Raw genomic sequence first — 25,650 nt, forward strand, 5'->3', positions numbered from 1 at the left:
ATGAATAGAATTGGCAGGGCGCTACTAAATTATTTGATCAAAGGATTATTAATTGTACTCCCTATTGCATTGAGCATTTTTATTGTCATCTGGGCGGTTACTACAGTAGATAGCTGGTTGAACGTAAACAATATCCTTGGGGTTGATCCTAATACCGGAGCTAGCAGGAATATTCCTGGTCTCGGACTCGCATTGGTGGTTTCGCTTATACTGCTTGCAGGTATTTTTGTAACTTACTTTGTTACTGAGCCGATGTATAACTGGTTCCAGCGGTTACTGGATAAAATCCCGCTTTTGAAGTTTATCTATTCTTCTATAAAAGATCTTACCGAAGCTTTTGTTGGTGATGAAAAGAAATTTAACAACCCTGTATTGGTAGAAGTAGAAGGGGACCTGAAACGTATCGGGTTTCTTACACAGCATGATTTGAAGTCTATTAATCTGCCCGGTGAATCTATTGTGTACTTTCCTTTTTCCTATTCGTTTGCCGGACAGGTATATGTAGTGAAACACGACAAGATAAAGCCTTTAAATATGAGTGCTGCCGACGCCATGAAATTAGTGGTGTCAGGTGGGGTAAGCCATTTTGGGTAAAAATTATTAAATACTAATCGTCTCATAGTATTTAATAATTTTTTGAAATGACTAGCACACCCTGTGAGGGTTTTTTATAGTATTTACCACCACTTCATAGGAAATTCAATCTGATCAACTGAACTTACAATGAGATCGGGTTTAAAAGCATAATTTGTAAGGTCCTCCTTTTTAGCAATTCCCGAAAGCACCAATACCGTTTTATAACCCATTTGTACGCCACCTTGTATATCGGTTTCCATGGTGTCGCCTATTACTGTAGTTTCAGCTGTTTCCAAGCCCAGGTATTTACGGGCGGAGCGCATCATTACCGGACTGGGTTTGCCAATTACAAAAGCTTTACGCCCCGTAGCTTCTTCAATCATTGCGGTTGTTGCTGCAATGCCCAGATTGTTCCATCCTGGTTTTTTAGGTGAAGGGTCACGGTTCGTTGTAATGAATTTAGCACCGGCAAGGATCATGTCTACCGCACGTTGCACCATTTCCAGGGTGAAGTTCCTGCCTTCTCCCAATACCACAAATTCCGGATCGGTATTCACCAGGTTGATGCCATTTTCGTGTAAACTGGTTAAAAGGCCGCCTTCACCAAGTACATAAGCTGTTCCTTGTGTACCTTGGTCGCCTAGAAATTTTCCGGTAGCCATTGCACTGGTATAAATATGGTTTTCTGTAACTTCTATTCCCAGGTGTTTCAGCTTTCGTACAGAATCGAGCCTGGTACGTTGACTGTTATTGGTCATGAAGGTAAAGGGAATGTCGTTTTTTAGTAAGCTGGCAATAAATTTATCTGCTCCTTCTATTAAATTTTCGCCGCTATAGATGACACCATCCATGTCGATCAAAAGTCCGTGTTTCATATACAGTTATCTTATAAGTTTATAGTAAATACCTAGCTCGTTCATGGTATTACAAATATAGAATTCTGTATGTAAATTATTGGGACAGAGTTGTGTTAAAAAAAACACCCAGAAACACTAAAAGTCTTCCTGGGTGCACTTGGGTTCAATATGTAATTATTGAAATTAAGCAGCAGATGTCCAATGATTTGAAGCTTAAACACCTGCTTAACCAAGCGCTGCGAAGGTAAGGAAAAAAATGAATAAACGCTACTAAATTTAGAAATAGCAGATATTAGACTTATATTTAGGTAAATAACTTTAAAAATGTATGAAACACATCGCTATCATATCTGCCAGTGTAAGGAAAGGAAGAAATAGTCATAGGACAGCCTTATATTTTAAAGCGTTTATTGAATCAGTTAATCTGGCTACTGTCGAAATTTTGGATTTGAAAGCATATAATTTTCCTCTTTTTGAAGAGCGTTTACGTCTGTTTGACCATCCGACAGAAAAGATGCTTGAATTTGCAACAAAAGTAAAAGAGGCAGACGGGATAATTATTGTGACCCCGGAGTACAACGGTGGTTACCCAGCCAGTTTAAAGAACATAGTCGACTTACTTTATGATGAGTGGCGAAGGAAACCTGTAGCCATTTGCACCAATTCGGGTGGGCCTTTTGGCGGAACGCAAGTCATTACCTCTCTGCAATTCTCTTTGTGGAAAATAGGGGCCTGGACAGTGCCTGCAATGTTTCCGGTGCCAAAAGTACAGGAAGCATTTGATGAACACGGAGAGCCATCAGATAGAGCTGGGATGGATAAGCGTGCTCATGTATTTTTAAATGAGTTGCTGTGGTGTATAGAAGCTAAAAGCAAGATGAGTTAAACAGGCAGGCTTTTAACTAAGCCTGCTTTTTGTATTCGCTGGGCGTAACACCATATTTCGCTTTAAATACCGTTGAAAAGTAATTCGGTGATGCAAAGCCTACGCGATAAGTAATTTCTGCAATTGTACAATTTTCATTTATGAGCAGATAGCTGGCTTTCTTTAGTCTGCGGTTTAAAATGTAATCGGTGATGCTACAATCCAGTAGGGCCTTCACTTTACGGTAAAGTTGTACCCTCGAAATACCAATTGTTTTGCTGATCTCATCTACAGTGAAGTCTTCGTTACCTAGATTTTCTTCGACAATACCAGCGAAGTCATTGAGAAACTTCCTGTCCAGGCTTTTCGATACCTGAGGCTTTCCGGAAGAACCAATGTCGCTAATATAATGTGCCCGAAGTAATTCACGGCCCTTAAGTAGGTTTTTGGTATTAGCTAATAAATAATCGTAATTAAATGGCTTTGTAAGATAAGCGTCTGCCATGCTTTCAATACCGTGAATCTGTTGTTCGATACTTCCCTGAGCGGTAAGTAGAATAATTGGAATATGAGAGGTTCGGAAATCCGATTTTAGCTTTTCTGTTAACTCCCTCCCTGACATGCCAGGGAGTACCACATCAGAAATGATTAAATCAGGAACTTCCTGATAGGCTGCGTTGATTCCCTCTTCTGCGGAATTGGCTGTGAAAATTTCGTATTGCGTGCTTAGTTTACGTTTTAAATAGTTACGAAGATCTGTGTTGTCCTCAACAATCAGGACGGATTGTTCTCTCAGCGGACTGACTAAATCCGAACCGTTTGTTTCCTGCGGTTCATCTAAATCAGTGGTATATATTTTTGCCTGCTCATACAGCTCGTCTTTATCCCTTAAAATTTGGTTCTTTTCTTCTTCACTAAAGTGCCCATCACCAGGCAACAGATTTACGGTAAATTTAGTTCCTTTTCCTTTTATACTTTCTACAGTAATATCGCCATGGTGTAGTAGCATGAGTTCCTTAGATAAAGACAGACCAAGTCCTGAACCTTTAGCTGAACCGTTTTCCACCTGATAAAAATGTTCAAATATCCGCGAAATTTCATCATCGCTCATTCCAGGGCCATTGTCTTCTACTTCAATATGAATCCATCCATCCCCATTTTTAATGCTAACCCGGATCATTCCGTTTACCCCCGTAAATTTTAGGGCATTGGAAAGCAGATTAAAAATTACTTTATCGAGCTTATTGGGATCAAACCATGCGACTAATTCAGGCTGGACAGTACTAAACCTCAAATCGATATTATTTTTCCTTGCATTGTGCTGAAAACTATCTGAAATGTCTTTAATAAATTCAACCAGGTTGTTGGGAGAAGCATGGATATTCATCTTCCCGTGCTCGATTTTTCTGTATTCGATTAACTGATTAATTAACCTCAGTAAACGGAAAGCATTCTTATGGATCAGCTTCAAATTACTGCCGGCAGCAGTTTTTATCTTTTCGTTCTGTAACAAATCTTCCAGCGGCGAAAGTATGAGTGTGAGTGGCGTACGAAACTCATGCGATATATTGGTGAAGAAATTCAGCTTAGCTTCTGTAGCAAACTTTGCCTTTTCTGACATCTCGATCAGTTGATTACGTTGACTAAGAATTTCCTGATTATTGGCTGCAAGGTTTTTATTGATCTTCCTGTTTTCTACCAATGCATAAAAAGCTAGCCCACCTAAAACTACTGCTAAAACAAGGGTAATGATCGTGATGTTAAGTATAGTTTGCTGGTCTTTAAAAAGTATTTTTTGTTCATTTAACAGAGATTGCTGGCGCTCAATATCAGTTTGCTGGTTGCGTATTTTATCCCATTGTAATTTCATCAGCGCTACATTTGTATGATCAATAACCAATGAACCAAGGTTATTTTCTTTCGAAAAAGGGGCTTTGCTGAGAATTTTAAAAGCCAAACTAATTGCTTCTTTACCGCCAGTAGGGTACAATACACTTGCGTCCAGTATACCATTGCCGATCATTTCCAGTCCGGCTCCTTTGCCTGGTAACGCGTCCACTCCAATGATTTTTATAGCTTGATTAAGCTGAAGCTGATTTATAATTTTTCTTGCTCCTGAGGCCATTACATCATTGTGTGCAAAAATTACACTGGCGATTTTAAGCTGTGGCTGAATTTTTAACAATTCGGCCTCTGCATTTACTTTTAGCCAGTCCCCATAAACCTGGGTACGAATCTCAATACCTTTAAAATTTTTGATGCCGTCTGCAAATCCCCTTTGTCGCTCTATAGTTGGAGATGAACCAGGTAAGCCCATGATTTCAATAACCTGGCCACGGGCTTTTAAAGTGCTGCCAATGTATTCGCCGGCCATTTTTCCTATCTGGTAATTATCTGCCCCTACATATGCTGTATAGAGCTCAGATGATGTTTTTCTGTCTATAATAATAACAGGGATTCCTTTTTTATAGGCTTCTTCAACTATTGGTGTAAGCGGCTGGGCTTCATTAGGCGAAATCATGAGCAGGTCGATATGCTGTTCAAGCATTTGTTTAACCTGTTCAATCTGAGTTTTACTGTTCCCATCTGCGTCTTTATAAATAAGCCTGGCACCAGGTTGAAGAGAAAGTTCCATTCTCATCTCTTCCAGCATATTTTTACGCCATAAATCAGAACCAATACATTGCGAAAACCCAATCACGTATTCTTGTTTCACGCTTTTCTTCTTGCATGCGGACAAACAGGAGGCAAGCAGAAAGATAATCAGGATGGCTTTGTAAAGGGAAATATTTTTTTTGGTCACAGTTTGATAGATTATACTCGGCTTGCTGGTGTTGAAGTAGGTCAGAATAGTAAATGTAAATAAAAATGTACGCTAAGTCAAAACGGAGCGTGTTGCAGTGCTTCCCATATCATTTACCCATGTATCAAAACTGAACGTTTCTAGTAATAAAACTGAAGATTCTCCATTTTTATACTGTTTTGTTTTTTGTTAATGTGTTGTTTTATAGATGTTTGTTGTTTGTTTTAAATTTAAACACATTTGATACGATATTAATACCCGCTACTGCTCATTTACCCTAATTTGCGTTTCGTTAACCATAATATAAGATCAATCGTATGAGCAAACATTCCGTCCTGGCATGGTCCATGGTCGTAGCCTTAGGAGGCTTTTTATTCGGGTTTGATACCGCAGTAATTTCTGGGGCTGAAAAATCCATTCAACAATTCTGGGGCCTTTCTGTGTTTGAACACGGCCTGACCATTTCAATTGCATTAATAGGAACGGTAATAGGATCATTGATTGGTTCACAGCCTTCGGATCGTTTTGGTAGAAAAAATACACTGTATTTTGTTGCGGTAGCTTATCTGCTATCTTCACTAGGTACTGCGCTTGCAGATAATTGGCATGTGTTTTTGGTATATCGTCTATTAGGGGGGCTTGGCGTAGGTATTTCGTCGGTTGTGGCACCTATCTATATTTCTGAAGTGTCCCCTGCAAATAAACGTGGCCGACTGGTGGGACTATTCCAGTTTAATGTGGTATTGGGAATTTTAATTTCTTATTTATCTAATTACCTGATCAGTCAGGGAGGTGAATCTTCATGGCGTTGGATGCTTGGGGTGCAAGCCTTTCCTTCATTGGTATTTCTGATATTGATCTATTTTGTTCCTGAAAGTCCAAGATGGCTTATTCTTAAAAAAGGAGCCATGGAAAAAGCGCTGGAAATCCTACGCATCATTAATCCACTAAACTGTGAAGAGGAGTTGGCCGCTATCAAAAAGTCAGGAACAGTTGCCCTGGAAAACAAAGCGGAGAAGGAAAGTTTATTTTCTGCTCAATATAGAAAACCTGTTGTGCTGGCTATGCTTTTCGCATTTTTTAACCAGGTATCTGGCATCAATGCTATTATTTATTACGCACCCAGGATTTTTGAAATGGCGGGCTTAGGCGCACATTCATCTCTGTTGTCAACGGTGGGTATTGGACTGATTAATTTTATTTTCACCTTGATTGCTATTAATTTTATCGACAAGATTGGTCGTAGAATACTGATGCTGGCTGGCTCAATAGGCTTGATAGCCTCATTATTTTTAGTCGCCTATACTTTTTATTCAGAAAATTTTAGTGGTTTTGCTATCCCCGCTTATATGATGCTTTTTATCGCTTTTTTCGCATTTTCTCAGGGAGCGGTAATCTGGGTTTTCATCTCCGAAATATTTCCTAATTCAGTTAGGGCAAAAGGACAAACATTAGGCAGTTCCACACATTGGGTGATGGCAGCAATTGTTGCATTTTGTTTCCCTTACTTTGCTGAAAGCTTTGGAGGTGCCATAACTTTTTGCTTTTTTGGAAGCATGATGGTTCTTCAGTTGTTATTTGTATGGCGCTGGATGCCTGAAACGAAAGGGAAATCATTAGAGCAAATTGGCGACCATATTACTATGCATTAAAATACAGCAGACATGAAAAATTATTCTGATAAATCTGTGGTTTGTTTTGGAGAAGTCCTTTGGGACATATTACCCACAGGAAAAAAGCCGGGAGGTGCACCAATGAATGTGGCATATCACTTACATAAGCTGGGCATTAAGAGTACCATGATTAGCCGCGTGGGGAATGACCATGCCGGAGTTGAACTATTAGATTTTTTGAAGTCAATTGATATATCATGCAATTACATTCAGCATGATCATCTACATCATACCAGCGAAGTACATGCTAAGATCGGGGAGCATGATGAAGTGACTTACGACATCATTTACCCTGTGGCCTGGGACTTCATCGCATTTAATCCGGAACACGAAGCATTGATCCGAAATGCTGATGCATTTATTTTTGGTAGCCTTGGATCGAGGAATGACGTGTCCAGATCATCATTGATAAAAATGCTTGATTATGCGAAATACCGCGTGTTTGATGTCAACATCAGAGCTCCGCATTATTCACAGGAATTCATCACGCTATTGTTGGGGAAATGTGATATGGTAAAACTGAATGTCGCCGAGTTGGAAATGATTACCGATTGGTTTGATGCCAGCTGTACTAATGAAATTGAACGAATTGAGCTGCTTTTTAAACGTTTCGATTTCCGGGAGGTAATTATTACTAAAGGGAGTAAAGGCGCAACCTATTACACTGAAGCTATCCGTTACGACTACCCTTCTTACCCGGTCACTGTTCAGGATACGGTAGGTAGCGGTGATTCTTTTCTGGCAGCTTTTCTGGCGATGAAATTGAGTAACGAACCTTTAGAAGATATGCTGGATTATGCGGTAGCAATGGGTGCGTTTATAACCTCGAAATCAGGTGCCTGTCCGAGTTATTCAAAGTTCGATCTGGATAGATTTATCTGGCAGCGGAACCTTAGCAACAGTATATTTTAGCCGTTGTTATACCTGATAAATAAACTAACCAATATAAACCTAATTCTATTAATCTATTTTTTAAGGAATTCTCAAAAGTCAAAATGTATGAAGAAAGTTAAGCTAATATTTGTTGCATTTATCCTAGTGGCCTGTTTCATAAATAAAATACAGGCCCAGGTTCAAGGTGCCGAATCCTATCGTCCGCAATTTCATTTTTCACCTAAAAAAGGCTGGATGAATGATCCCAACGGAATGATCTTTTTAAATGGTAAATATCACCTTTTTTTTCAACATAACCCGAATGCGACTACATGGGGTCCAATGCATTGGGGCCATGCTATAAGTACCGATCTGGTGAACTGGCAGGAACAGAAAATTGCACTTTATCCAGATAGCCTGGGTACTATTTTTTCAGGTAGTGCAGTGATCGATAAAAATAATACTGCTGGCTTTGGTAAAAATGCCCTGGTAGCAGTATTTACACATCATGATCATAAAGTTGAAGAATCTAAGTCCGGTCTCCCTGCGCAGCATCAGAGTTTAGCCTATAGTATGGATGAAGGAAAAACCTGGACTAAGTATTCAGGTAATCCGGTATTGCGAAGCCCTGGGCTTCAGGCTTTCAGAGATCCTAAAGTGATGTGGTATGAGGCAGATAAACAATGGATCATGACTTTAGCAACCGGTGGATCGGCTACATTTTATGCATCGAAAGACTTAAAGTCCTGGAATAAGGTGGGCGAGTTTGGCGTAGGTTTTGGTTCGCCTGAAGGGACCTGGGAGTGCCCGGATTTGTTTAGTCTTCCTGTTAACGGTGGACAGAAATGGGTGTTATTGTCTAGTCTTAGTTCGGGCGCACCAAATGGAGGTTCCGGAACGCAGTATTTCGTCGGACAGTTTGATGGGAACACATTTACGCCTGATCATAAAGATGTGCGTTGGATAGACTATGGCACAGATAACTATGCAGGTATTACCTGGTCTAACACCGGTGAGCGGAAAATATTTATCGGATGGATGAATAACTGGACTTATGCAAATGTAATCCCGGAGCAGGGTTGGAGAGGTGCCGCAACCATTGCCCGTGATTTGAACCTTAAGCAGGTTGGCAACGAATTTTATCTAACTTCTTTACCTGTTAAGGAATTAAACGGAATGACTGGTAAAACGAATGTGATCAAAAATATTCAAGTAAAAGGTGATTATGATCTCTCCGCTAAAATCGCAGCTTTTAATGGGAAGTTTCAGCTTGAATTAGCGACAGTCGTGGATGAAAGCTTTTCTTTGCAGCTCGGAAACAGGAAGGGAGAAATGTTGATTATTGGTTATGATAAGGCCAATAACAATTTCTACATGGATCGTTCAAAATCAGGATTGGTAAGTATTCCAAATAACTTTGCTAAAAATATTATTGCTCCAAGGATTGCCAAGGGTAGTCCGGTTTCCTTAAAATTATTATTAGATGCAAGCTCTGCGGAATTGTTTGCTGACGAAGGTTTAACTGTAATGACCAATACGTTTTTTAACAGTGAACCTTTTAATCAGTTATATATTAAAACAAACAAGCCTGTTACCATTCAAAAGTTAAAGTACTCGGGAATTAAAAATTGAGCGATATCATATTAAACAGAGAACTAACAAAAAACGGGCTGTATTACAGCCCGTTTTTTGTTTAAAGTTGGTTTTCAACCGATACATTATATAATTCGTACCAGTCCTGATGATCTAATTCTATCTTAAAGGCATTGGCTGCATTCCTGATTCTTTGTTCATTTGTGGTACCGATCAATGGTAATGCGCCTAATTTAACCAACCACGCTACTGCAAGTGATTCAATATTAGCATTATACTTTACGCTCAGTTCTTCTAGTTTCTCGCGAACTTTTAATGCCTGTTTATCAGTACCTGCAGCAATTCTACCTTCGGCAAGCGGAGCGTAGGCCAATGGGCGCATGTAACGTTGTTTGATATAGTCAATCTGGCCATTGTCCAATGCCTGTGTGCTTAATAAGTTCAACTCAATGTGGTTCGTCACTATTGGTTTGGTTAAGTAAGAAGCCAGAAGCTGGTGTTGAAACACAGAGAAATTGGCTACGCCGATACTTTTAATTTTTCCGGAATCTTTTAACTTTTCCAAGGTCAAAGCAGTTTCTTCAAGATTTGAAATCGGATCCAGTTTATCCAGTAAAAAAATGTCTAAATAATCTGTGCCTAGTTTCTTTAATGACGACTCTACACTTTTTGTAATGTGTGCTGCGGAAGTGTCATAGTGTTTAACCCGGATGTCAGGATTAAGGGAATGAGGCATTCTCAATCCACATTTACTAAAAAGGATTACATCCTGGCGTTTTATTTCACCCTGTTTAAGTAAATCACCAAATAGTTCTTCGCATTTATAATTGCCATAACTATCGCCATGTTCAAAAGTATTAATACCTAGTTCAAGACACAGTTGCACCGTTTTTTTCAAAACATCAGCAGCGTCTTTTACATCATCCCACCTATAAAAACCGTATACCGCAGGAGAAACTTTGGGACCTGCATCCCCCATATATATCTTTTGCATATGCTTATCTATTCTAACTTGGCTCAATGTCGGTTTTTTAGCTAATATATCAAAAGCAGGCAGCCTATTATTTTAATAAAAAAACAATTTTAGCGTGTATTTCAGGTTCATGGATGCATTTTATTGCGTATAATTGCAATACGAAAGTATCATTGAAATACATCAAAATAGCGCAAAGCAATAACCTCTATGATTTGTTTTGTAATTATAAAGATCTTCACTGTTGTGTGTGTTGATTTTTGCATGCCCGGCTTTGGTATTTTATACTTGTCGCCGGGCAGCAAAAAATTAAAATAAAATCTGAAGACTGATTTCTTAAATTAATCACATAGCTCAGGCGTTTCGCTTTACAACTTACATGCGTAGGTTGAAAGCTTTCAGGACTATACACTTCGGCCTTACATAAAGGTTTGGTGCACATTTCGAGCACCTTTCTTCGGAAAAAGGTACCCGTTTTCCGAAGAAAACCTTAACCAATCTACAATCAACCCTATTTCAGTGCAACACTGTATGTTTACAATTTGTAGCTAATTGCACTTACTTCTTGTCAGTAACGGTGATTTGTATATCTTTGTAATTCATCTGATGATATGATGAATTACGTATGAGTATTATAGTCAAAAAGAAATCTCTTGCTGATGAAGTTGCTGCCAGATTGCAGGAGCAGATTTCATTAGGGAAATATAAGATCAACGAAAAGTTACCGATTGAGCCCGAGTTGATGAAAAGTTTTGGGGTTGGTCGTTCTACTATTAGGGAGGCCATTAAAATTCTGTCCAATTCTGGCTTGCTGCGGGTGCAGCAGGGGATAGGCACTTTTGTTGAATTGCCTATTGGAAGTAAGGAGCCGATGGAACAACGGTTGAAACGCGCTAATGTTCAGGACCTGGATGAGGTAAGACAGCTACTAGAAATGAAAATTGCGGAGAAAGCAGCCCTTAACCGCACCGATTCAGATATTATTGCGATCAGGGCACATTTGTCGGACCGAAAAACAGCTGCCAGTGCAGGCTTAATTGAAGCATGTATAGAGGCCGATGTGAAGTTTCACGTTGCAATTGCTGAAGCTTCTAAAAATGAAATTCTGGCCGACCTTTATAAATCTACATCTATCCATTTGAAAAACTGGTTTCTTCATATTTACCCGGACACCCGGGTATTTGAAGAAACCTATATGCTCCATGAGCAATTGCTAAAAAGCATCATTGCCGGCGATGCAAAAAAAGCATGGACTGTTGCCGCAAAAATAACAGGACACGTATCACAATAACAATATGAAAGAAACAACTACCATCATTGACGCTAAACAGGTTGCCCAGCAAACTGTATTTCCAATACTTTTTGCCATTAGCTTTTCCCATTTACTGAATGATACCATACAATCTCTTGTTCCGGCTATTTACCCAGTGGTAAAAGACACTTATAACCTTAATTTCTCACAAATAGGTTTAATTACGCTTACTTTTCAAATGGCAGCCTCCTTGTTCCAGCCGTTTGTTGGTTCTTATACGGATAAAAAGCCACAACCTTATTCGCTGGCTATTGGTATGGGCTTTACATTAATTGGTTTAATTACTTTATCTATCTCGTCAGGCTTTTATTTTATGCTGTTGTCGGTAGCGCTTATCGGTACAGGTTCATCAATATTTCATCCCGAAGCTTCGCGTATGGCGCATGCCGCATCGGGAGGCAGACGCGGATTGGCGCAATCCATTTTTCAGTTGGGAGGGAATGCCGGTAGTTCTATTGGACCTTTGTTAGCTGCCTGGATTATTGTGCCCTACGGACAATTTAGCGTTATCTGGTTTTCAATCATTGCATTATTGGCTATTGTAATCTTAAGCTGGGTTGGCAATTGGTACAAAGGTTATATGGTTAATTTAAAAGCGAAACACGGTAGTAAGTTGGCTGTGGTGTCCAATAATTTTTCAAGGAATAAAGTGATTGGTGCAATTGTTATTTTGCTGGTGCTGATCTTCTCGAAGTATTTTTACATGGCTAGTTTAACCAGTTATTTTACTTTCTATTTAATAGATAAGTTCAATGTATCGGTACAGACTTCGCAGATCTATCTGTTTATTTTCCTTTTCTCTGTTGCTGCGGGAACATTGATTGGTGGTCCTGTAGGAGATAGATTTGGTCGCAAGTATGTAATCTGGTTTTCGATTTTAGGAACAGCTCCTTTTGCATTGCTATTGCCTTATGCCAATTTATTTTGGACTGGTGTATTGATCGTTCCAATAGGAATGATCCTTGCTTCTGCCTTTTCTGCTATTCTGGTTTATGCTCAGGAATTGATTCCCGGTAAAGTTGGGTTAGTTGCCGGGTTATTTTTTGGATTTGCCTTCGGTATGGGAGGGATAGGTTCTGCCTTATTGGGCAAACTAGCTGATAGTACAAGTATTGATTATGTGTTCCACATTTGTGCATTTCTTCCTTTGATTGGAATCATTACAGGTTTCTTACCTAATATTGAAGGCAAGAAGAAAAGCTAGTTAAATTTAATATCCTTTTGAATTGTAATATTTATAGCGCCTCATTTAATGGGGCGCTTTTTGTTTAAAGTTCTTCGATTTTCTCAGCGGAAAGTTTTGTGGCTGCCACAATTTCTTCAGTGGTAGATCCTTTTTCTTTCATTTCACGGGCTAATTTTAACAGCTCTTCCAGCTTGTTTTTTTCAGTGAAAAAATTGAGCGTCTTTTCATCGGCCGATTTGTTTTTTAAACTGGTGTTGTACATAGCACTTATCCTCCTTTTCTATTGTGTTTGCAATTTAATTAGTTTTTCTGGCAATGACAATGCCTTTGTTTTAGTTCCTGCCAGACAAGGCCTGAACAGCATGTCTGTCTAGTAAACAAGCTGTTACTTGTTAAAAAAAAATAACAAGAATGCAGACAAGAAGAAATTATTTTTCTATTTTTAGATCACACACATTTAAAGCTTAAAAATACAATGAAAACGGAAGATTTAAATTCAACAGATCGAAGATCCTTTTTAAAGAAGTCGGGTATAGTAATGTTGGGCAGTACACTGGCTTATCAAACAGGTTTTGCTACTCCTTTATTCTCTACTTCTGCAAAGTCGACCATTAAAGTTGGTTTGATCGGTTGCGGTGGTCGCGGTACCGGTGCAGCTGCGCAGGCACTTCAGGCAGATCCGGATGTAGTTATCACAGCTCTTGGAGATATTTTTGAAGACAGACTTGAAACAGCGTTCAATGCACTTACTACTATGGATCCGAAAAGGGTTAAGGTAGATAAAAAGAAAAAATTCATAGGCTTCGATGCTTATCAAAAAGTAATAGATTCGGGGGTAGATGTTGTTTTGTTAACAACTCCGCCGGCTTTCAGACCAGATCAACTAACTGCTGCAATTAATGCTGGTAAACATGTTTTTTGTGAAAAACCAGTAGCGGTCGATGCACCTGGAATCCGAAAGGTATTAGATGCTGCTAAAAAAGCGAGAGAAAAGAACCTTGCATTGGTTTCAGGATTTTGCTTTAGGTATGACTTACCAAGCAGGGGTGTATTTACCCGTGTTTTAAATGGTGATGTAGGTGATATCAGAACGGTTACTACCTTCAGAAATGGCTCAGGAAACTGGTCAAACCCTCGTCAGCCAGGTTGGAATGACCTAACTTATAAAATGCGTAACTGGCACTATCACAACTGGCTTTCAGGAGATTTTATCGTGGAACAGGCCGTGCATAGTCTGGATATGATGTCATGGGTGATGGGCGATAAAATGCCATTAAGAGCTACGGGTACTGGCGGTCGACAGGTTCGTGTAGATGAAATCTATGGTAATATTTATGACCATTTTGCAATTGAGTTTGAATACGAGAACGGAGCTAAAGGCTATCATTTCTGCAGACAACAAGAGGGGACTTCACATCGCAATACTGTTGATGTATTGGGGACTGATGGAAATGCTTTTGTAAATGTGGGTACGCGGTATGAGATTTCGGGTAAAACGAACTGGAAGTACGAAGGTGGTAAGAAAAACATGTACCAGGTACAACATGATGAACTGTTTGCTTCTATCCGCAATGGAAATCCGATAAACAATGGTGAATGGATGGCGCACAGTACTTTGCTGGCTATCTGGTCGCGCATGGCTGCTTATACTGGTCAAACCGTTAGTTTCGAGCAGGCTTTGAATTCAAATGTGGTATTAGGTCCAAAAATTGACGAGTATAACTGGGACCTTAAATGGGAAAATCCACCGGTTGCTTTGCCAGGATCAACTAAAATAATTTAATCGGAAAAAGTTAATTCCGTTATCTATGGAAAAGCCTTTTCATTGGGTCAATTTGATCTGATGAAAAGGCTTTTCCCGTTAAAAAAAATGATAATGTAGAAGCTGACCATTTATATGAATGCCGTTAAAAATGCTTTTCGAGTAGTTGATATTTGTTTTGTAAACGTCTCTATGTAAACCAAACTTAAAGCTATGAATGAATTAGTAACCCGATTATTTACAATGATATTGCTTGTCGGCTTTTTTAAAGTATCGGCACAACAACGGTCTATTCCATATACCGTGGCTAAGCATCCCTGGACTGAAACCCTGGGTAGTCAGCGCGCAGTTGTTGATGTTGAAAATGCGAGCGATGCTGTTCGGGTTAAGATTTTGTGGCGGAGAAGGGATCTGGATGCTAGTCAGAAACGTCTGATTATTACTGATGTTAAAGGAAAAGAAGTCAGAAATATTTTACGTGTGGATATAAATAGGGAAGAAGGTGAACTTATATTCCAACCTAATAGTGGTGCGGGTACCTACTATATTTATTATTTGCCCTGGAAAGGAGAGAAAGGAAACGGTTCTTTTAGCGGAGACTATTTAAAACCCGAAAAAGCGCCTGAAAAGAATTGGGTTGTAAATCGTAAACAGCTTTCTGTAACTAAGGTAAAGTGTATAGAAAGCCGTACGGGTTTTGATAGTTTTTATCCTATGGAGGTGATTGCTACAGCAAGCGAAATAGCTATGCTCGGAAGGAAATATCCACACGCTTTGCTTTTATTCCCTGAGGATAGAAAAAATCCGATCCGTATGCGTCGGGATATTCCTTCCAAATGGATTGACAAAGTGCCTTCAGCTTTGTTCCTGGGTAATGCGGAGCGAAATGAGTATTACACATTTCAAATCGGGGCCTTTGCGCTAAAGCAGGATGTTAAAAATCTAAAAATAGCTTATTCGAAGATGCCTTTTAAAATCACTTGTTTTAATATAGAAGGGAATGATTCACGCGGTAAATACTTTACAAAAAAAATAAATGTTGCAAAGGGCGAAGTTCAGTCGCTATGGTTTGGAGTTGATATCCCTCAAAATACGAAACCGGGAAAATACAGTTTTGATGTCATTGTTTCAGGAGAAGGGATAGCAAAGCAGACAGTTCCGGTTAGACTAACGGTATCAGGTAAGGTGATTGCAGAGCGGGGGGATTATGACTTATGGCGTCATTCGCGCTTACGCTGGCTTAACTCATCATTAGGTATCAGTGATGAAAGTATTGCGCCTTTTACACCATTGGAAGTTAAGGGACATACCATTAAAGCAAAAACCGCTGCAATAAAACTAAATGATCGGGGGCTGCCAATGTCCATAAAGGCAAATGAAAATGAGTTGCTGGATAAACCATTATTGTTTACAATAGAAACTTCTGAAGGACCGGAAAAATTAAATGCTGCTATAACTAGTTTTAAAAAAAAGGCGACAGGAGTTGTAGAATGGATAACACAGTCTGAAAATGAAAAGCTAAAGTTGATCTGCGAAGGTACGATGGAATCAGATGGGCATTTGGACTATAAAATTACGGTAGTTCCTAAAAAAGACCTTTTGGTGAAAGATATCAGGCTGGAATTGCTTGTCAGGGAGTCGATAGTGGAGTATTTTATGGGGATGGGATTACCCGGGATGAATTGTCCTTCTGAATATAACTGGAAATGGAAGGGACCGCAGGACTCTTTCTGGATAGGAAATACAAAAGCTGGAATTCACGTCGAATTAAAAGGCGCAAGCTACAGTGGACCACTGCTCAATCTTTATCGGCCTTTGCCTCCACCTTCATGGTTTAATGAAAATAATGGCGGTTTTAGTATAGGTAAAGATGGAAGTTCTGTATTGAATAGAATATATAGTGGTGCTCGTCAACTGAAAGCAGGTGTAACTGTTAATTTTGAATTTACATTATTGATTACCCCTGTAAAAGATCTGGATACAAAAAGTCAATTTGTAAACCGTTATTATCATAACGGGAGTGATCCGCTTCCAAAAGATCAGGATATCAAAACAGGTATAAAGATTTTTAATGTTCACCATGCAAATGCTATAAATCCTTATATAAATTATCCGTTTACTACCATGGATACGATTAAATCGGTGGCGAAAAGCTGGCATGAAAAGGGCTTAAAAGTTAAGCTTTATTATACCACCAGAGAACTTACTAACCAGGTGTCTGAATTGTGGGCGCTAAGGAGTCTGGGTACTGAGGTGCTCGCAGATGGTAATGGCGGGGGCTATATGTGGCTGCGTGAACATCTTGTTGACGGCTATAATGCACAGTGGTTTACCACAGTTAGTGGCTATGAACGGTCGGACGCTGCACTACTTACAAGTGGTGATAGCCGCTGGTATAATTATTATATTGAAGGGTTACGCTGGTTAATTAAACAAACAGATATTGATGGCCTTTACCTTGACGATGTATCTTACGATAGGCATATGCTGAAAAGAATGAGAAGGGTAATGGATGCGGTAAAACCTGGCTGTATTTTAGATCTGCATTCTAATACAGGTTTTTCCAGAGGACCGGCCACACAATACACGGAGTTTTTTCCTTATTTAAATAAACTGTGGTTTGGCGAGAGTTTTCAGTATGATAAAATGTCGCCTGCAAACTGGCTGGTTGAAGTTTCTGGTATTCCCTTTGGTCATATGGGGGACATGCTTCATGGTGGAGGCAATCCCTGGCGTGGAATGGTTTACGGTATGACGGTTAGGTATCCATGGTTTACAGAAGGAGTGAATTGTGATCCCCGGGATATCTGGAAAATCTGGGATGATTTTGGGATCGATAAAGCAAAAATGATTGGGTATTGGGACGAGAAGAAAGTAGTTACAACTGATCATCCGGATGTTTTAGCTACTGTATACGTTAAACAGGATAAATTACTGATTTCGGTTGCCAGCTGGGCAAAAGATGCCGCGAAAATAAAACTTAAGATAGACTGGGATAAAATTGGCTGGAAGCCTAAAACGGATAGCCTTATAGCCAGAAAAATCAATGGTTTTCAGGAAGGTATTGTGTTTGGGCTAACTGATGAGATTCAAATTCAACCGGCAAAAGGATGGCTTCTTGAGGTTAATTAAAAAAAAATACTTTTCGAGTAGTTGATATTTGGTTTATAAACGTCTTTATGTAAACCAAACTTAAAACTGTGAACCAATTTGTGATTAAAGTCAGAACTCCTCATGCTTATTTGTCCGAAATTTTGACAGATTATAATAGGAATTAGGATTCTTATGCGCTAATGTGGCACCAATACATCCAGTTTTTAGATAATGATTCTGAATTATAAACTAAATGAACCGCCCATGGATATAAGCTAACAAACGAAAAAAATATGACCGGGCATGAGCCAACACCCCCGGTCAATATTAGGATTAAGAAATCGAATACTACAAACCTAACCCAACAAAAGTATGAATTTAAAAATTCAATACAAGTTATTGTATTGCCTTATCCGATGTATTTATAACAGTATAAAAGTACATCACCATTCGATCCTGATTATGAAGTTAACTGTGGTTTTTATTATGATATTTAGCTTTTCCGTTTCCGGAAAGGTTTTTTCACAGAAAGTCAGTTTAAACCTTAAAGAAGTTTCATTAAAAACAGTTCTCAAAGAAATAAAAAAGCAGAGTGGTTACGACGTGTTTTATAATGTCGAACTCCTGGAAGGTTTGCCACTAATGAGTGTGCAGTTTCGCGATCTCGGTGTGAAAACCGCTATGGAATCCATCCTTAGAAGTTATGGATTGGATTTTAATCTGGATAAAGGGACTATTATTATTTTTCCTAAAGATGAAAACGTTCTTGCACAGAAGATTATTAAAGGAAAGGTAGTTAGTGAGGAGGGAGAAGCACTGATCGGTGCCTCTGTTTTGGAAAAAGGAACAAAAAATGGCTCTTCTACTAATAAAGATGGATTATTTGAACTGAAAAGTGAAAAAGATGCAGTTATCCTGACAGTGAGGATGGTTGGGTATGTTACACAGGAAGTTAATGTGAAATCTCCGTTTACCGAGGTCGTAATGGTCAAAGACATTTCTGCGCTCGACGAAGTTATGGTTGTTGCTTATGGTACTCAGAAAAAGGAAAGTGTAATAGGCGCGATCTCATCTATCAAACCTTCGGATTTAAGAAGGCCTACGAGTAACCTGACGACGAGTTTGGCCGGACAGGTAGCTGGTCTTATTGCATATCAGAGAAGTGGTGAGCCGGGCCGGGACAACGCTGACTTTTTTATAAGGGGGGTAACTTCTTTCGGTTATAGTAAGTCTCCTTTGATTCTGGTTGATGGTATTGAAATGTCGTCCAGAGACCTGGCTATTTTACAGCCCGACGATATTGCGAGTTTCTCCATCATGAAAGACGCCACCTCAACCGCAGTATATGGTGCAAGAGGTGCGAATGGTGTGATTCTGATTACCACTAAAAAAGGTGTTGAAGGAAGCCCCATAATCAATGTGAGAGTAGAAAATTCTGTTTCTTCTTCGATTAAAGATGTTGAAGTTGCTGATCCGATAACTTTTATGAAAAGTCATAATGAAGCTGTGAAAATGCGTAATCCTTTGGATCCATTACCCTATAGCATGTCTCAAATTGATAATGTCGTCTTTGGGGGAAATCCATACGTTTATCCGGCAGTGAATTGGCATGATATGTTATTTAAAGATTATACAACTAGTCAAAGGATGAATTTTAACCTCTCTGGTGGTGGTAAGGTGGCTAGGTACTATGTGGCAGCTACTTACAATAAGGACGATGGGATTCTGAATGTAGACAAGCGTAATAATTTTAATTCCAATATCAGGGCCAATACCACACAGATCCGTTCAAATATTGATATAACGCTAACCAATACAACCGAGCTAGGATTGAAGATGTTTGGAACATTTGATGATTACAATGGTCCTTTAAATGGAGGATCGGCGATGTATCAGATGGCTATGCGGGCAAACCCTGTTCTTTTTCCGGCATTTTTTCCTAAAGATGAAGCAAATGCTTTTACTAAACACACTTTGTTTGGTAATGCCAAGGATGGAAATTACCTCAATCCATATGCAGAACAGGTAAAAGGGTATCAGGAAAGTAGCAACACCATGCTGATGGCCCAATTGGAGCTTTACCAAAAGTTAGGTGGACTTGTGGAAGGTTTGAAAGGAAGGTTGCTTGTAAATACAACCCGTAATTCTGCTTTTGCGTTAACCAGGTCTTATGTGCCTTATTATTATATGGTTGAAGACTATGACAAAGTTACCGACAAATACCAGTTGAAAAATATTAACCCCGACACGGGAGAGGAGTTCCTGAGTTTTAATCCCGGGAACAAAAATATTTCTACAAGCTTATATCTGGAATCTGCTTTGAATTATGACAGGGGATTCGGTAAACATAACGTATCAGGTATGCTGGTTTATATCTTAAGATCAACGCTGGATGCCAATAAAACAACGCTGCTTGAGTCGTTACCGTATCGAAATCTTGGATTGTCAGGTAAGTTTACCTATAACTATGATTCCAGGTATTTTCTGGAGGGCAATTTTGGTTATAACGGTTCTGAGCGGTTCGCAGCTAAAAACAGGTTCGGATTTTTTCCTTCTATAGGTGCAGCCTGGATAGTTTCCAACGAATCTTTTATGAAAGATATTTCATGGCTTAAGACCTTAAAGCTTAAAGCAACCATCGGTTTGATAGGAAATGATGCGATAGGAAGCGGAGCTGAAAGATTCTTTTACCTTTCTAACGTCAATCTTAAATCAGGAGGAGGACCAGGCTTCGGTTTAGATTACAATTTTCCAGAATTCAGACAGTTGACCTCAATTTTGAGATATGCCAATGATGATATTACATGGGAGAAATCTTTAAAACAAAACCTGGGATTGGAACTGTCACTGCGAAATGGACTAAATTTCCAGGTAGATGTATTTAAGGAGGATAGAAGTAATATCCTGATGGCACGTAGTTCTATTACCCCTGAGATGGGCCTGGAAGCTGCCATTAGCGCAAATGTTGGTAAGGCGTCCAGTCAGGGAGTTGACGCCTCTATGGACTATCAGTATGCTTTCAACTCTGATTTCGTACTTACAGGACGTGCCAATTTTACTTATGCAGTTGGCAAATATAAGACTTTCGAAGAGCCCAATTACACTGATGCCCCCTGGTTGTCTAAAGTAAATCAACCTATTAGTCAGACATGGGGATATATTGCTGAACGTCTTTTTATTGACAATCAGGACATCAATAACTCACCTAAACAATTGGGGCAATACATGCCGGGAGATATTAAGTATGCAGACATCAACAAAGATGGTTTAATTGACTTCAGGGACCAGGTTCCTATCGGTCATCCGACTGTTCCGGAGATTGTCTATGGATTTGGTTTATCCGCAACCTATAAGAATTTCGATGCTTCTGCATTTTTCCAGGGGGCTGCCCGACAATCATTCTGGATAGATGTGAATTCAACTGCTCCTTTTATAGATAGTGATGGTGGGTCAATTAGTAATAATGCATTTTTAAAGGCTTACGAAAACAGCCATTGGTCTGAAACCAATCAGGATATTTATGCTGTTTGGCCAAGATTATCTGCTGCACCAATTGAGAATAACAATCAGACCAGTACCTGGTTTATGCGTTCTGCCGACTTTTTAAGGTTGAAAAATTTAGAACTGGGGTATTCCTTCTCTCCTAAACTTCTTGAAAAGATCCGTATGAGCCGGGCTCGCTTCTATCTGAATGGTTCCAATTTGCTTACGCTCAGTAAGTTTAAGCTATGGGATCCGGAGATGGCAGGAAATGGTTTAGGTTATCCTATACAACGAGTTTATAATATTGGTGTTCAAGTGACTTTTAAATAAAGATGATGAAAAGACTTTTTTCCATAACACTCATGACCATTTGTTTACTCAATTTGTCATGTAAAAAATTTCTGGATGTGATACCAGACAACGTTGCTACTTTGGATCATGCGTTTAGTGACAAAACGACTACAGAACGTTATTTAATTACCTGTTACGCTGGATTACCAATAGTAGCCAGTCCATCAGCTAATCCTGCTTTTTTGGGAGGGGAAGAATTCTGGACCTGGAATATATTGACCTATCCGGAAGCTACAGACCTGATCGCTCCCTTCCGTATTGCAAGAGGTGAGCAAAATGCCAATAATCCATTCCTGAATTATTATGAAGGACGATCATTTCAGACCATCCGTAAATGCAATACTTTCCTGGAAAAAGTAGACCAGGTTCCGGATATTGATGAAAAAACAAAAGCGCAATGGAAAGCTGAAGTGAAAGTGATAAAAGCCTATACAATGCTTTACCTCATTAAAATGTATGGCCCAATTCCTATCATCAAAGAAAATCTTCCGATTTCTGCCAGTCCGGAAGAAGTAAGGTACAAACGCGCACCTTTTGATGAGTGTATCGCATATATTGTATCCTTAATTGATGAATCCAGTGAATCTCTGTTGCCAAAAGTAATAAACCGTCAGGAGGATTTAGGTAAAATTACCAAGCTGGCTGCTTTAACGATTAAATCAGATGCACTTATTCTTGCAGCAAGTCCACAGTTTAACGGCAATCCCTATTATCAAAACTGGGGCAACAAAGATGGTCAGAAGTTATTTAGCGCTGCGAATCCTGAAAAATGGAAAGTCGCTGCTGATGCTTGTAAGGCAGCGATCGATTACGCGGAGTTGGCGGGCAATAAACTTTACGAATACAGCAATACTGTTGAAAATTTGAGCGATGACGAGCGGTTTGAATACACTGTAAGGGGGACGGTTACAGATGAATTATGGAACAGTGAAATGATTTGGACAGATATTAATGCGAGCACAACAGGGATACAGAGTAATGCCATGCCTTATCTGGATGGGCGCATCACAGGAGGTGGACATATGCACCTGGTTTTGGCTGTAAATATGAAAGTGGCGAATGAGTTTTATTCAGCTAATGGTGTGCCGATTGATGAAGACAAGACCTGGCAGGGTAAGTCACTTAATACTTTGAGAACAGCTGTCCCAGCCGAAAATGGGAAAATAAAAGGTCAGACTGCAATGGTCAATTTTGATAGGGAAGGTCGCTTTTATGGCTCTGTTGGTTTCGACAGGGGAGTATGGTATGGCAATGGGAAAGGGAATGACCAATCAGGACTGAATCCCTGGATTCTTTTGGGATTAAAAGGACAGGCCGCTAATAAAAACGGAACAGGTGAACGATCAAATATTACCGGGTATTTTGCGAAGAAGCTTATTAATGTGCAAACGAGTATGAGGGCACCTTCAACATTTACGGCCAAAAGATATCCCTTTCCGGTGTATAGACTGGCTGATCTGTTCCTGATGTATGCAGAAGCTTTAAACGAGTTTGAAGGTCCTTCTGCTACAGTTTATGAATTTGTAGATAAAGTTAGGACCAGGGCGAAATTAAAAGGTGTTGTAGAAAGCTGGGGAACTTATTCTTCAAAGCCGACAAAGTTCAATTCTAAAGATGGTATGAGAGAAATTATACAGCGTGAAAGAATGATTGAATTGTCTTTCGAAGGAAAACGTTTCTGGGATTTAAGGCGGTGGTTGCTGGCTGAGAAGTTTGAAAACCAGTCTGTTACTGGGTGGAATGTGAATGGTGAAAGTAGTGAGGCTTATTACAATATTCAAAATATTTTTAATCCATCTTTCACACCGAGAGATTACTTATGGCCTATACGTCAATACATTCTTACAGTGAATACAAACCTTGTTCAAGCACCTGGATGGTAAATCTAATAACAAAAAGATGAAAAGAATTTATATTGTATTGTACCTGCTCATGGTACTGGTGTCCTGTAAAGAAGACGACATCTCTTCCTCACTGAAAACCGATGATGTTGCCCCGGGACAACTAAAAAAAGTTGATATTGAGAATATTCCTGGAGGAGCAAAAATCAGGTACGAACTTCCGGACGACAAGGATATTTTGTTTGTAGAAGCAAATTATAAACTGGCAGATGGAATTGCAAAAAATGTGAAGAGCTCATTTAATTCGAAAGAACTTCTTGTAGAGGGTTTTTCTGAAATAAAGGAATATAACGTTCAGCTTTATGTAGTGGATAAATCGGGGAATAAATCAGCGGTAACCCAGGCTACTATCGCACCGCTTACCCCTCCAATACAACTGATCGAAAGCTCATTGGTGATGCAGCCGGATTTTGGAGGAGTAAAATTTAACTGGTCCAACGAATTGAAAACACCTGTCGCATTGTTGATATATGGAAAGAATAACAAAGATGAGGAAATATTAATCGACACTTATTATTCAGATGCAAAGGAGGGTGGTTTTGTCCTCCGTGGTCAGGAGTCTGTTGAACGCAATTTTACCGTAGTTATCCGTGATAAATGGAATAATCTCTCCGGAAGAATAACCAAGCTTTTAAAGCCTATATTCGAAACGAAGTTAGATCCAACTAAGTTTGCAGATTTAGGCACAAGCTTCAGGCAAAATGTTCAAAGTTCTTCCATCACAGCGCACTGGGATGGAAAAAAGGAAGATAATGCATTAGGTGAAGCTGTAATCCCCTGGAATGTATCTTTTAGTTTAGGGACAGAGGCCAAAATAAGTAGAATAAAAATCTGGCAGTATAGTTGGTCATTTAACAATTACGGACACTACTATGCTGGAGGTAACGCCAGGATTATTAATATATATGGCTCTCTAAATCCTAATCCTTCTGGCGCTTTGGATGGATCATGGACACTACTTAAAACTTGTGAGATCATCAAACAATCAGGCCTTCCCATTGGAATTGGGCGGACAATGATGTCGGATGAAGACTTCGATATGGCAAAAAACAGAGGCCATGAATTTATTGTGCCTTTGGAAGCACAGAATGTGAAATATATACGTATCGAAGTGATTAAGGGCTGGGAAACTACACTCGGTGCTTTCAGTGAGTTAGAACTTTTTGGTGCACCTATTAATTAGAGAAAACAATGAAAACATATCTATATCTTTTGCTTGTACTTCTGGTTACAGGGTGTACAAAGAAGGACGACTATAAGAAGTATATCGACGGAGAAGAGCGGGTTTACAGGGCAAAGCCAAGCCATTTGAAAATTTTATCAGGTTATAACAGGGCATTGGTGACCTTTAAACTATATAATCCAATTCATGTAAATAAATATGAAATATATGCTGACAAAGTGAAAATTGCTGAAGGATTGGTTGAATATGCTGATTCTGTTTTTGTAGAAAAATGGGTAGAGGACCTGGAGGAAAAAACCTATCAGATAGACGTTGTTACCATTGATGATGATGGGCAGCAATCGGTAAAGGCATCCGGATTTCTCAATGTTTCTGGCCCGAGGTTGCAGAGATCTTTAAATCAGAGAGTCATTAGTAAAGCACTTTCGACTGCCCCGGGAGAACTTTCGCTCAGTTTTGCTGAGGCTGCATCAAATGTAGTCAGAACCAAGCTGGTGTACACAAATTATAGGAATGTGGTCAAAACTGTTTATGTAGATAAAAAAACAAAAGATACACTGCTAAATGATATTGGTCAGACCGGAACGCTGGATTATTCAACTTTTATTCTGCCAACATCTCAAAGTATTGATACCATATTTAGCACTACAGAACATATAGATCTATCTACTGTTTCCTCACAGTGGTTTTCTTCCGAAGAAAAAACAGGGGAAGGTGTAAATAACGGAAGAGTTGCTCATATGTTCGACAATAATATCAGTACTTTTTGGCACACACAATATGTAGGTGCAACTTTTGCGTATCCCCATTGGTTCATTATGGATCTTGGTACTGATAAGGCAATTTCTTCAGTTTTTGTGACGAGAAGGAATGGAAGTAATACACTTCCGACTAAAATTCGGGTCGAAACGAAAAATATAGGAGGAAATTGGGTAAGCCTGGGAGAATATTCATTACAAAATAAAGATGGAGAACAACAGGTCAATGTTTCAGGTACAGTCTCTGGACGGTATCTAAAGATTACGGCTCTTCAAGGGCCAGCTGCACATACGTGTATTGCAGAGTTCAGGGTTTTATAAATCACTGTATCATCCGGATGTACATATCCGGATGATACAGAATTTTTATTTAACCGATTTTTCATTTTGCGCTGTATATTTAACTAC

The 25,650-nt window shown here is 39.4% G+C and carries 17 protein-coding genes; 13 read left to right on the forward strand and 4 right to left on the reverse strand.

The window, feature by feature from the left end; genetic code table 11:
• Window positions 1-594 (forward strand): DUF502 domain-containing protein, encoded by a 594-nt coding sequence (locus R2Q84_RS20725; protein ID WP_316818510.1) that lies wholly within the window; start codon window positions 1-3, stop codon window positions 592-594.
• A gap of 83 nt (window positions 595-677) precedes the next feature.
• On the opposite strand, the gene R2Q84_RS20730 is transcribed toward R2Q84_RS20725, so the two are convergent.
• Window positions 678-1,451 (reverse strand): HAD-IIA family hydrolase, encoded by a 774-nt coding sequence (locus R2Q84_RS20730; protein WP_316818511.1) that lies wholly within the window; start codon window positions 1,449-1,451, stop codon window positions 678-680.
• A gap of 310 nt (window positions 1,452-1,761) precedes the next feature.
• On the opposite strand from R2Q84_RS20730, the gene R2Q84_RS20735 reads away from it, so the two are divergent.
• Window positions 1,762-2,319, forward strand: a complete 558-nt coding sequence (locus R2Q84_RS20735) for an NAD(P)H-dependent oxidoreductase (protein ID WP_316818512.1) — start codon at window positions 1,762-1,764, stop codon at window positions 2,317-2,319.
• A gap of 16 nt (window positions 2,320-2,335) precedes the next feature.
• On the opposite strand, the gene R2Q84_RS20740 is transcribed toward R2Q84_RS20735, so the two are convergent.
• Window positions 2,336-5,014 (reverse strand): substrate-binding domain-containing protein, encoded by a 2,679-nt coding sequence (locus tag R2Q84_RS20740; RefSeq protein WP_316818513.1) that lies wholly within the window; start codon window positions 5,012-5,014, stop codon window positions 2,336-2,338.
• Window positions 5,015-5,418: 404 nt separating this feature from the next.
• On the opposite strand from R2Q84_RS20740, the gene R2Q84_RS20745 reads away from it, so the two are divergent.
• From R2Q84_RS20745 to R2Q84_RS20755, 3 genes are all read left to right on the forward strand, one after another.
• Complete coding sequence (locus R2Q84_RS20745) at window positions 5,419-6,753, forward strand: sugar porter family MFS transporter (RefSeq protein ID WP_316818514.1); 1,335 nt, start codon at window positions 5,419-5,421, stop codon at window positions 6,751-6,753.
• A 12-nt stretch (window positions 6,754-6,765) separates the two neighbouring features.
• Window positions 6,766-7,686 carry a carbohydrate kinase gene (locus R2Q84_RS20750; RefSeq protein ID WP_316818515.1) on the forward strand — a complete coding sequence of 307 codons (921 nt, stop codon included), beginning with the start codon at window positions 6,766-6,768 and terminating at the stop codon, window positions 7,684-7,686.
• 87 nt (window positions 7,687-7,773) lie between these two features.
• Window positions 7,774-9,279 carry a glycoside hydrolase family 32 protein gene (locus tag R2Q84_RS20755; protein WP_316818516.1) on the forward strand — a complete coding sequence of 502 codons (1,506 nt, stop codon included), beginning with the start codon at window positions 7,774-7,776 and terminating at the stop codon, window positions 9,277-9,279.
• Window positions 9,280-9,340: 61 nt separating this feature from the next.
• Here the strand turns inward: R2Q84_RS20755 and R2Q84_RS20760 are convergent, their stop codons facing one another.
• Window positions 9,341-10,234, reverse strand: a complete 894-nt coding sequence (locus R2Q84_RS20760) for an aldo/keto reductase family oxidoreductase (RefSeq protein ID WP_316818517.1) — start codon at window positions 10,232-10,234, stop codon at window positions 9,341-9,343.
• Window positions 10,235-10,838: 604 nt separating this feature from the next.
• Here R2Q84_RS20760 and R2Q84_RS20765 point away from each other — a divergent pair.
• Window positions 10,839-11,504 (forward strand): FadR/GntR family transcriptional regulator, encoded by a 666-nt coding sequence (locus R2Q84_RS20765; RefSeq protein ID WP_316818518.1) that lies wholly within the window; start codon window positions 10,839-10,841, stop codon window positions 11,502-11,504.
• 4 nt (window positions 11,505-11,508) lie between these two features.
• On the forward strand, window positions 11,509-12,729 hold the full coding sequence (locus R2Q84_RS20770; RefSeq protein WP_316818519.1) for an MFS transporter: 1,221 nt from the start codon (window positions 11,509-11,511) through the stop codon (window positions 12,727-12,729).
• Between the two features lie 64 nt (window positions 12,730-12,793).
• On the opposite strand, the gene R2Q84_RS20775 is transcribed toward R2Q84_RS20770, so the two are convergent.
• Complete coding sequence (locus R2Q84_RS20775; protein WP_316818520.1) at window positions 12,794-12,973, reverse strand: hypothetical protein; 180 nt, start codon at window positions 12,971-12,973, stop codon at window positions 12,794-12,796.
• A gap of 213 nt (window positions 12,974-13,186) precedes the next feature.
• Here R2Q84_RS20775 and R2Q84_RS20780 point away from each other — a divergent pair, with 213 nt between their 5' ends.
• From R2Q84_RS20780 to R2Q84_RS20805, 6 genes are all read left to right on the forward strand, one after another.
• The gene (locus R2Q84_RS20780) at window positions 13,187-14,494 is read left to right on the forward strand and encodes a Gfo/Idh/MocA family oxidoreductase (protein WP_316818521.1); all 1,308 of its coding nucleotides are present in this window, start codon (window positions 13,187-13,189) and stop codon (window positions 14,492-14,494) included.
• Window positions 14,495-14,686: 192 nt separating this feature from the next.
• Entirely contained in the window at window positions 14,687-17,605 is a 2,919-nt protein-coding gene (locus tag R2Q84_RS20785) for a glycoside hydrolase domain-containing protein (protein ID WP_316818522.1), read from the forward strand.
• Window positions 17,606-18,052: 447 nt separating this feature from the next.
• Complete coding sequence (locus tag R2Q84_RS20790; protein ID WP_316818523.1) at window positions 18,053-21,379, forward strand: TonB-dependent receptor; 3,327 nt, start codon at window positions 18,053-18,055, stop codon at window positions 21,377-21,379.
• 2 nt (window positions 21,380-21,381) lie between these two features.
• The gene (locus R2Q84_RS20795) at window positions 21,382-23,283 is read left to right on the forward strand and encodes a RagB/SusD family nutrient uptake outer membrane protein (protein WP_316818524.1); all 1,902 of its coding nucleotides are present in this window, start codon (window positions 21,382-21,384) and stop codon (window positions 23,281-23,283) included.
• Window positions 23,284-23,299: 16 nt separating this feature from the next.
• The gene (locus R2Q84_RS20800; RefSeq protein ID WP_316818525.1) at window positions 23,300-24,484 is read left to right on the forward strand and encodes a DUF4959 domain-containing protein; all 1,185 of its coding nucleotides are present in this window, start codon (window positions 23,300-23,302) and stop codon (window positions 24,482-24,484) included.
• A gap of 8 nt (window positions 24,485-24,492) precedes the next feature.
• A complete protein-coding gene (locus R2Q84_RS20805; RefSeq protein ID WP_316818526.1) occupies window positions 24,493-25,563 on the forward strand; it encodes a DUF4998 domain-containing protein in 1,071 nt (356 codons plus the stop codon).
• Window positions 25,564-25,650: the final 87 nt, after the last annotated feature.

This window comes from Pedobacter nyackensis, from assembly GCF_032678475.1.
Lineage (GTDB): Bacteria > Bacteroidota > Bacteroidia > Sphingobacteriales > Sphingobacteriaceae > Pedobacter > Pedobacter nyackensis_A.

Excerpts from the sequence above, each read along its gene's own strand:
- R2Q84_RS20725 (WP_316818510.1), top strand. The coding sequence starts at position 1 with ATGAATAGAATTGGCAGGGCGCTACTAAATTATTTGATCAAAGGATTA.
- R2Q84_RS20765 (WP_316818518.1), top strand. The coding sequence starts at position 10,839 with ATGAGTATTATAGTCAAAAAGAAATCTCTTGCTGATGAAGTTGCTGCC.
- R2Q84_RS20735 (WP_316818512.1), top strand. The coding sequence starts at position 1,762 with ATGAAACACATCGCTATCATATCTGCCAGTGTAAGGAAAGGAAGAAAT.
- R2Q84_RS20780 (WP_316818521.1), top strand. The coding sequence starts at position 13,187 with ATGAAAACGGAAGATTTAAATTCAACAGATCGAAGATCCTTTTTAAAG.
- R2Q84_RS20790 (WP_316818523.1), top strand. The coding sequence starts at position 18,053 with ATGATATTTAGCTTTTCCGTTTCCGGAAAGGTTTTTTCACAGAAAGTC.
- R2Q84_RS20805 (WP_316818526.1), top strand. The coding sequence starts at position 24,493 with ATGAAAACATATCTATATCTTTTGCTTGTACTTCTGGTTACAGGGTGT.
- R2Q84_RS20800 (WP_316818525.1), top strand. The coding sequence starts at position 23,300 with ATGAAAAGAATTTATATTGTATTGTACCTGCTCATGGTACTGGTGTCC.
- R2Q84_RS20775 (WP_316818520.1), bottom strand. The coding sequence starts at position 12,973 with ATGTACAACACCAGTTTAAAAAACAAATCGGCCGATGAAAAGACGCTC.
- R2Q84_RS20770 (WP_316818519.1), top strand. The coding sequence starts at position 11,509 with ATGAAAGAAACAACTACCATCATTGACGCTAAACAGGTTGCCCAGCAA.
- R2Q84_RS20795 (WP_316818524.1), top strand. The coding sequence starts at position 21,382 with ATGATGAAAAGACTTTTTTCCATAACACTCATGACCATTTGTTTACTC.
- R2Q84_RS20760 (WP_316818517.1), bottom strand. The coding sequence starts at position 10,234 with ATGCAAAAGATATATATGGGGGATGCAGGTCCCAAAGTTTCTCCTGCG.
- R2Q84_RS20755 (WP_316818516.1), top strand. The coding sequence starts at position 7,774 with ATGAAGAAAGTTAAGCTAATATTTGTTGCATTTATCCTAGTGGCCTGT.
- R2Q84_RS20750 (WP_316818515.1), top strand. The coding sequence starts at position 6,766 with ATGAAAAATTATTCTGATAAATCTGTGGTTTGTTTTGGAGAAGTCCTT.
- R2Q84_RS20730 (WP_316818511.1), bottom strand. The coding sequence starts at position 1,451 with ATGAAACACGGACTTTTGATCGACATGGATGGTGTCATCTATAGCGGC.
- R2Q84_RS20785 (WP_316818522.1), top strand. The coding sequence starts at position 14,687 with ATGAATGAATTAGTAACCCGATTATTTACAATGATATTGCTTGTCGGC.
- R2Q84_RS20745 (WP_316818514.1), top strand. The coding sequence starts at position 5,419 with ATGAGCAAACATTCCGTCCTGGCATGGTCCATGGTCGTAGCCTTAGGA.